This window comes from Streptococcus sp. BS35b (assembly GCF_000286475.1).
Classification (GTDB): domain Bacteria; phylum Bacillota; class Bacilli; order Lactobacillales; family Streptococcaceae; genus Streptococcus; species Streptococcus oralis_W.
Genome location: NZ_ALKH01000014.1, coordinates 1 through 7,243 on the forward strand (window position 1 = coordinate 1; position 7,243 = coordinate 7,243).

Below are 7,243 nucleotides of genomic sequence, written 5' to 3' on the forward strand. Positions count from 1 at the left end.
TAGGACGTTGAAGCTCCAGGTACCTTCTGCCGTCTTCACTTCTGTTTGGCTTGGTTGCGTTGGAATTGCTTGACTACCGTCTTTCAAGTTTGTTTGGTCTGCTGGAAGTAGGGTTTTCACTTCTTGTGGAAGTTCTTTGCCTGGAGTTCCACTGACAAACTCGTGAGTTGCCTTATAGGTTGGCGCTGGAGTGAATTCCCAGATGCCTACGAAGTGGGCGTCTGCTCCATTAATGGTCTCTGAAGTCTTGTCGTAGGACTTGAAGCTCCAGGTACCTTCTGCCGTCTTCACTTCTGTTTGGCTTGGTTGAGTCGGAGTCGCTTGACTACCGTCTTTCAAGTCTGTTTGGTCTGATGGAAGTAAGGATTTCACTTCTTGCGGAAGTTCTTTGCCTGGAGTTCCACTGACAAACTCGTGAACCGCCTTATGAGTCACTGTTGGAACTGGGCTTGCTGTAAACTCCCAAGTACCGACGAAGTGGGCATCCGCTCCATTGATGGTTTCTGATGCTTTGTCATAGGACTTGAAGCTCCAAGTACCTTCTGATGTCTTAACCTCTGTTTGACTTGGTTGCGTTGGAGTCGCTTGACTTCCATCTTTTAGATCTGTTTGATCTGCTGGAAGAAGGGCTTTTACTTCTTGTGGAAGCTCTTTTCCTGGAGTTCCACTGACAAACTCGTGTGTCGCCTTATAGGTTGGCGCTGGGGTGAATTCCCAGGTGCCTACGAAGTGTGCGTCTGCTCCATTAATAGTTTCAGATGTCTTATCGTAGGACTTGAAACTCCATGTGCCTTCTGCCGTCTTCACTTCTGTTTGACTTGGTTGAGTCGGAGTCGCTTGACTACCGTCTTTCAAGTCTGTTTGGTCTGCTGGAAGCAAGACTTTAACTTCTTGTGGAAGTTCTTTACCTGGAGTTCCGCTGACAAACTCGTGAGTTGCCTTATAGGTTGGCGCTGGAGTGAATTCCCAGGTGCCGACGAAATGTGCATCTGATCCATTGATGGTTTCGGATGTCTTGTCGTAGGACTTGAAGCTCCATGATCCTTCTGCTGTCTTAACCTCTGTTTGACTTGGTTGCGTTGGCGTTGCTTGGTTGCCGTCTTTCAAATCTGTTTGGTCTGCTGGAAGCAAGGCTTTTACTTCTTGTGGAAGCTCTTTACCCGGAGTTCCGCTGACAAACTCGTGTGTTGCCTTGTAAGTTGGCTCTGGGGTGAATTCCCAAGTACCGACGAAGTGGGCATCTGATCCATTAATTGTTTCCGATGTCTTGTCGTAGGACTTGAAGCTCCATGTGCCTTCTGCGGTCTTAACTTCTGTTTGACTTGGTTGTGTTGGCGTTGCTTGGCTGCCATCTTTCAAGTCTGTTTGGTCTGCTGGAAGTAGGGTTTTCACTTCTTGTGGAAGTTCTTTATTTGGAGTTCCGCTGACAAACTCATGTGTTGCCTTGTAAGTTGGAGCTGGGGTGAATTCCCAAGTACCGACGAAGTGGGCATCCGCTCCATTGATGGTTTCTGATGCTTTGTCATAGGACTTGAAGCTCCATGTACCTTCTGTGGTCTTCACTTCTGTTTGACTTGGTTGAGTCGGAGTCGCTTGACTACCGTCTTTCAAGTCTGTTTGGTCTGCTGGAAGCAAGGATTTCACTTCTTGCGGAAGTTCTTTTCCTGGCGTTCCGCTGACAAATTCATGTGTTGCCTTGTAAGTTGGAGCTGGGGTGAATTCCCAAGTACCGATAAAGTGAGCATCCGCTCCATTGATGGTTTCTGATGCCTTGTCATAGGACTTGAAGCTCCACGTACCTTCTGCGGTCTTCACTTCTGTTTGACTTGGTTGTGTTGGCGTTACTTGACTGCCATTAGGTAAATCCTTTTCTGTTGCTGGAAGCAAGTCTTTCACTTCTTGTGGCAACTCTTTACCTGGAGTTCCACTGACAAATTCATGGTGTTTTTCGTAAAGAAGAGCAGTGCTCACCTGATTAGAAGGAGCTGATAAGTTATCAACATGCAAGGTTACAGTGTTGTTAATTTTTTCAGGTCCCTTTTCTTCCACTTTTTTGTTTGTAGCTGTTTTATAAGTGATAATAATCTCAGCGGCAGAATTTGATTTTATATATTCAGGTGTCATTTTAACAGTAACTGTTTGACCTGACTTCTCAATCGTATAGTCACGTCCTTCTTGCAGAGTCACTCCACCTGATTCAACTTTAAGTTCTTTATAGTCCAAGCGATCATCAAAATTTTGAACCATTTCAATAGATGATGGAGCTGCTAAAAGGTCTTTACCTGGAACCGGAACTTTAAAAGTAGCCTTATAAGTTACATCCTGCCCCTCTTTAGCTGGAATCTCAGTAGGTTCTACCTCTAGGACTGGACTTGGGTCAATCTTTTCAACATACAGTCCAAACACCGCCGAACAGGTTTCCGTAGATGAATAACCGAAATTCAAACTGTTACTATTTGAACGAAGCGCTAAACCTGAAACATTGTTTTCATAGTTACTACCACTTGTTACTTGAGTCGCAATCCAAGCAGTTCGTTCTCCTTGGTCTTCCTGTTTCAAAACATTAGCATTATTCATCAGACGAAGATTGACATCATTTTGATAATCTTTAACATAGAAAGTTTCCTTCAAGTTATTTGCATCCATTGCATCGATGTCCGTTGGTTTCATGACCAACTTCAAATCTGTCTCTGATCCATCTGCATAACTCAACTCGGCTGTTACATCAGCATCAATCCAAAACGCTTTATTCATGATGTAGTCATGATTCGCATCCACATAAGGAACATTCCCAATTTCAAAAGCACTACTTTCCCATAATTCAGAAATTGAGAAAAATTCGACAGTAGATTTTTGAGCACGATTCATTTCAGACTCTGCCTGAGCAGTATTTAGATAGTGAAGAGTGACCTTATTAAATTTTAAATAAGCATCTACTTGCTTACCATTGACTGTCCCAATATTTGTGAATTTTAGAGAAAGAGGATTTTCGAAAACTTGATCCTGTTTTTTACTTTTATCTACTTTAAGAGTAAAGTTCTCCATCTCGCCTGGATAGGCACCACCCCAGAGATATTCATAGTGGGGATTCGATAGATGAAACTGATCAACAGCCTGTGATTTAGATAAAACACTAACATTGTTGATGTTCAAATTAAACTTACGAATATCCAAGGTTGAGATATCCGTTCCATTTTTAATCTCTTCTAATGCAGCATAAGACTGAACCGGAAGAAGAAAAATAGAAAAAAGTAAAACAATCAGGCCAATATAAGCCTTTGTTTTTCTACCTAAATTAGTAGAAAACGGCACTTTCATGCCTCTTCTCCATTTCATAATTAACCTCCAAACTAAAAATGATTTGTATACAATCATTTTAAAAAGAAATGTTCACTTCATTTTAACATAAAACTATTTCAATTTAAAGGAAATACAGAAAAAAACTATTTTCCCGCATCCCTATACTATTATTTGTTTCGACATATTAACAGATGGTACCGTAAAACTTCCAAAAATACTTTTTTGTATTATTTATAAAGAATAGTCTTCTCTGCTAATCATAACATTATAGTTGTAGTCTCATTTCAACAAAAAAAGATTGCCCAACCAGACAATCTTTTTATATTCTTAATATAAGTCAAGATAATTATCAACTTCCCATTGTGAAACGAAGGTTGCATAGCTAGCCCACTCGATACGTTTGGCTTCAAGGAAACTAGTGTAGATGTGTTCACCTAGGGCTGCCTTGACCACTTCATCTTCTGTCAAAGCTTTCAAGGCGTTATGAAGAGTTGATGGAAGATCAGTAATTCCAGCTTCCTTACGCTCTTCTGCTGTCATGATGTAGATATTTTCTTCGATAGGAGCTGGTGCTTCGATTTTGTTTTCAATACCATGCAAACCAACTTCCAAAAGAACAGCCATAGCGATGTATGGGTTTGCCATCGGGTCCACTGAACGCAACTCAAGACGAGTTCCCATACCACGTGAAGCTGGTACGCGCACAAGTGGCGAACGGTTACGACCAGCCCAAGCAATGTAAACAGGTGCTTCATAACCTGGAACCAAACGTTTGTATGAGTTAACTGTTGGGTTCATGATAGCAGTATAGTTGTAAGCATGCTTGATCAAACCACCAAGGAAATGGTAGGCCGTTTCAGATAACTGCATTCCTTTTGGATCATTTGGATCAAAGAAGGCATTGTTTCCTTCTGCATCAAACAAGGACATATTACAGTGCATACCTGATCCAGCGATACCAAATTTTGGTTTTGCCATAAAGGTTGCATAAAGACCGTGTTTACGAGCAATGGTTTTAACAACGAGTTTAAAGATTTGAATCTTGTCACAGGCACGGAGGACTTCATCATACTTGAAGTCAATTTCGTGTTGTCCAACCGCAACCTCGTGGTGACTTGCTTCTACTTCAAATCCCATTTTGGTCAAGACATTCACAATCTCACGACGCGTATTGTCCGCAAGGTCTGTAGGTGCCAAATCAAAGTAGCCACCCTTGTCATTTACCTCAAGAGTCGGATCCCCATTTTCATCCAGTTTAAATAGGAAGAATTCTGGCTCTGGTCCAAGATTGAAGGATTTGAATCCTACTTCTTCCATATGGCGAAGAGCACGTTTCAAATTGCCACGAGGGTCACCTGCAAATGGTTTACCTTCTGTTGTATAGACATCACAGATCAAACCTGCAACACTTCCGTTTTCATCTCCCCAAGGGAAGACTGTCCATGTATCCAAGTCTGGGTACAAGTACATATCTGACTCATTGATACGTACAAAACCTTCAATAGAAGATCCATCAAACATAGCCTTGTTTGACAAGACTTTATCTAACTGTTCATCTGTAGCAGGAATTTCGACGTTTTTCATCGTTCCCAAAATATCTGAGAACATGAGACGAATAAAGGTAACATTTTTTTCCTTGACTTCACGACGAATATCTGCAGCTGTGATTGGCATGGTTTTTCTCCTTAATATATGACTACTTGCGATTGCCTAACCGCGACCAAAAGGTGAATGTGCTGAAGCAAAGCGCCCCTGCTGGAGGAGTTCATTATGAAGTGCGCGACGCACCTCCGTCTGACTCACCACTTTCTTGGACTTCGCCTCACGTTCAGCATATTTTTTCTTAATGGCAGCGATATTGTAGCCTTCAGAGATATAATCTTTGATTTCAAGCAGACGATCCATATCATTCAACGAATACATGCGACGGTTTCCTTCGTTTCGATCAGGTTTAATCAACTCTTGATCTTCGTAATAACGAATCTGACGCGCCGAGAGATCGGTCAACTTCATAACACTGCCGATAGGAAAAACAGCCATATTTCGGCGAAATTCTTTTTCCTTCATTTACATTTTCCTTCTTTCTGTCTATTATAGTCTAAAAAAAGACAAACGTCAATTAATAATGTCATAAAATGTAACATTATTTTTCTTTTTTCTCTAAAAAGAGATGAATACGATCAATATCATAATTTACGAGAATTGCGACAAAAACTCCCATAAAAGTTTCCGATACGCGCGCAAACACGTACAAAATTGTTTCACCGCTCGGTATTGATAGGGTAATGATTAACATAGCTGCTACACCACCAATAACCCCCGATTTATTATTCATGGCCACATTTGTCATAATGGTTAACATAGTGCAGATTGGAACAACCACCAAGGTCACCCAAAAGGCTTCATGAAATAGGGTATTTAAGAGAAAAAAGATAAGGGCGTAGAAGGCACCGATACTATTTCCTAGAATACGTGAAGTTCCAAAATGGACGCTCTTATCAAAACTCTCCCTCAGACTAAAAACCGCTGTCAGAGCACCAATTTGAAGACCTTTCCAGCCAAAAAAGCCAAAAATCAAAAGAACTAGAAAAACGGCAATTCCCGTTTTGAAAGTCCGCATACCAAGTTTGAACTGTGATTTATCAAATTTATATTTTTTAAAATAACTCATAATCTCAACTTTCTACTACCATTTTAACATAAATCAGTTGATTTTATGAGTAAAAATCAATAGGAAGCGTTTTTAATTTAGGCTATAAAAAAGAGGAAACAGAGTTCCTCTTTTTTATTTAACTTTCAGAGCTTATTTGCTTTCGTCTTCTTTACGTTTCAACTGACCAAGTCCTAAAACTCCTACTAAAGCTGCTAGACCAAGATATGGCATGTAGCTTGAATCATTTGTACCTGTTTGAGGTAGAGTAGGGTTCCCTTTTGGATTTGGATTAGAATTAGGAGTTGTTGGTTCCTCTGGTTTCTTAGGTTCTGGCGTTGTCGTGCGAACTGTATTTGAGGCGTAAGCAACTTTATTCACAGTATTTACATAGGTATTTTCAAAGGTTCCGACAGCAATTCGTTTCATTTGAATATAAGTCTCAGCCTGGAATGGAGAATCCAACTGAATCTCTTGAAGGAATTCTTCCTTGAAGCGAATGGTAATCATTCCCTTATCTTGGTCATGTTCAACCTGTGTTTCAGCGGTTAAGTCTGTCCCTGCCTTAATAACACGACCGTCTTTCAATCGGATATCAACCTTGGCAAGAACTTTATAGTTTCCAGTGTATTGATCACCTTTTTGGTCATAATCATCTACAAAACTATAGTCATTCAAGTCCTCAGAATGATTTTGTGGAATCAAACCACCGATTAGACGATAATTGAAGTACTGGTTCAACGGGATTGTCTGGCCATCGATATTGTCACTGCTTGGATCCATACTGATTGTCACATCTTTTTTCGGTGTGATTTTTGGTACATTGTTGACAACTACTTCTGTAGCATAGCCATTTCCAAAATCAATTTGGTAGGCTTTGTTTTCATACTTACCACCCGTTTGACCAAATTCAGGTTTAACTGTCATCGGATCTGTGATGAGTAATGATTTTCCTGCTGCCACATAGTTCTTGTAGAATTCTGCTGGATTATCAGCTGAGAAGAGTTGGAAAGCACCTTTAACAGTGATGTTTGCTTTCTTCAACAGCTCTTGAATCTTCTTAGGAGCAGCTTCTAAACTATCATATTGTTGAACACTGATACCTGGTACAAGATTGCCCTCTAGATCACGAATCTTAACCAATTCTGGATGAAGGGTTAAGGCTTCTTCTGGATAATCATCCACATAGTAGAAACCATTTTGAATCGCTTCTTTAGAAGATTTATCTCCCTTGTATTGGTCCAAATCCCATGTCAGTTCATAGTAGTTCGTTGAACCAGCTAGAACTTCTTT

Annotated in this window: 5 protein-coding genes; all 5 read right to left on the reverse strand. The window is 40.6% G+C overall.

Annotated features, from left to right (window positions below):
* On the reverse strand, positions 1-3,336 hold a 3,336-nt coding region (locus tag HMPREF1149_RS10240; protein WP_009067944.1), incomplete at its 3' end, for an isopeptide-forming domain-containing fimbrial protein.
* A gap of 291 nt (positions 3,337-3,627) precedes the next feature.
* The gene (gene glnA / locus HMPREF1149_RS10245) at positions 3,628-4,974 is read right to left on the reverse strand and encodes a type I glutamate--ammonia ligase (RefSeq protein ID WP_001122897.1); all 1,347 of its coding nucleotides are present in this window, start codon (positions 4,972-4,974) and stop codon (positions 3,628-3,630) included.
* Between the two features lie 36 nt (positions 4,975-5,010).
* Entirely contained in the window at positions 5,011-5,367 is a 357-nt protein-coding gene (gene glnR, locus HMPREF1149_RS10250; RefSeq protein ID WP_000659550.1) for a transcriptional repressor GlnR, read from the reverse strand.
* A gap of 76 nt (positions 5,368-5,443) precedes the next feature.
* Complete coding sequence (locus HMPREF1149_RS10255) at positions 5,444-5,971, reverse strand: FUSC family protein (RefSeq protein ID WP_000119908.1); 528 nt, start codon at positions 5,969-5,971, stop codon at positions 5,444-5,446.
* A 132-nt stretch (positions 5,972-6,103) separates the two neighbouring features.
* A partial coding sequence (locus HMPREF1149_RS10260) for an SspB-related isopeptide-forming adhesin (protein ID WP_000585155.1) occupies positions 6,104-7,243 on the reverse strand: 1,140 nt, incomplete at its 5' end.

Bases quoted from the DNA above. Each gene is read 5' to 3' on its own strand.
- glnR (WP_000659550.1), bottom strand. From the start codon at position 5,367: ATGAAGGAAAAAGAATTTCGCCGAAATATGGCTGTTTTTCCTATCGGC.
- glnA (WP_001122897.1), bottom strand. From the start codon at position 4,974: ATGCCAATCACAGCTGCAGATATTCGTCGTGAAGTCAAGGAAAAAAAT.
- HMPREF1149_RS10255 (WP_000119908.1), bottom strand. From the start codon at position 5,971: ATGAGTTATTTTAAAAAATATAAATTTGATAAATCACAGTTCAAACTT.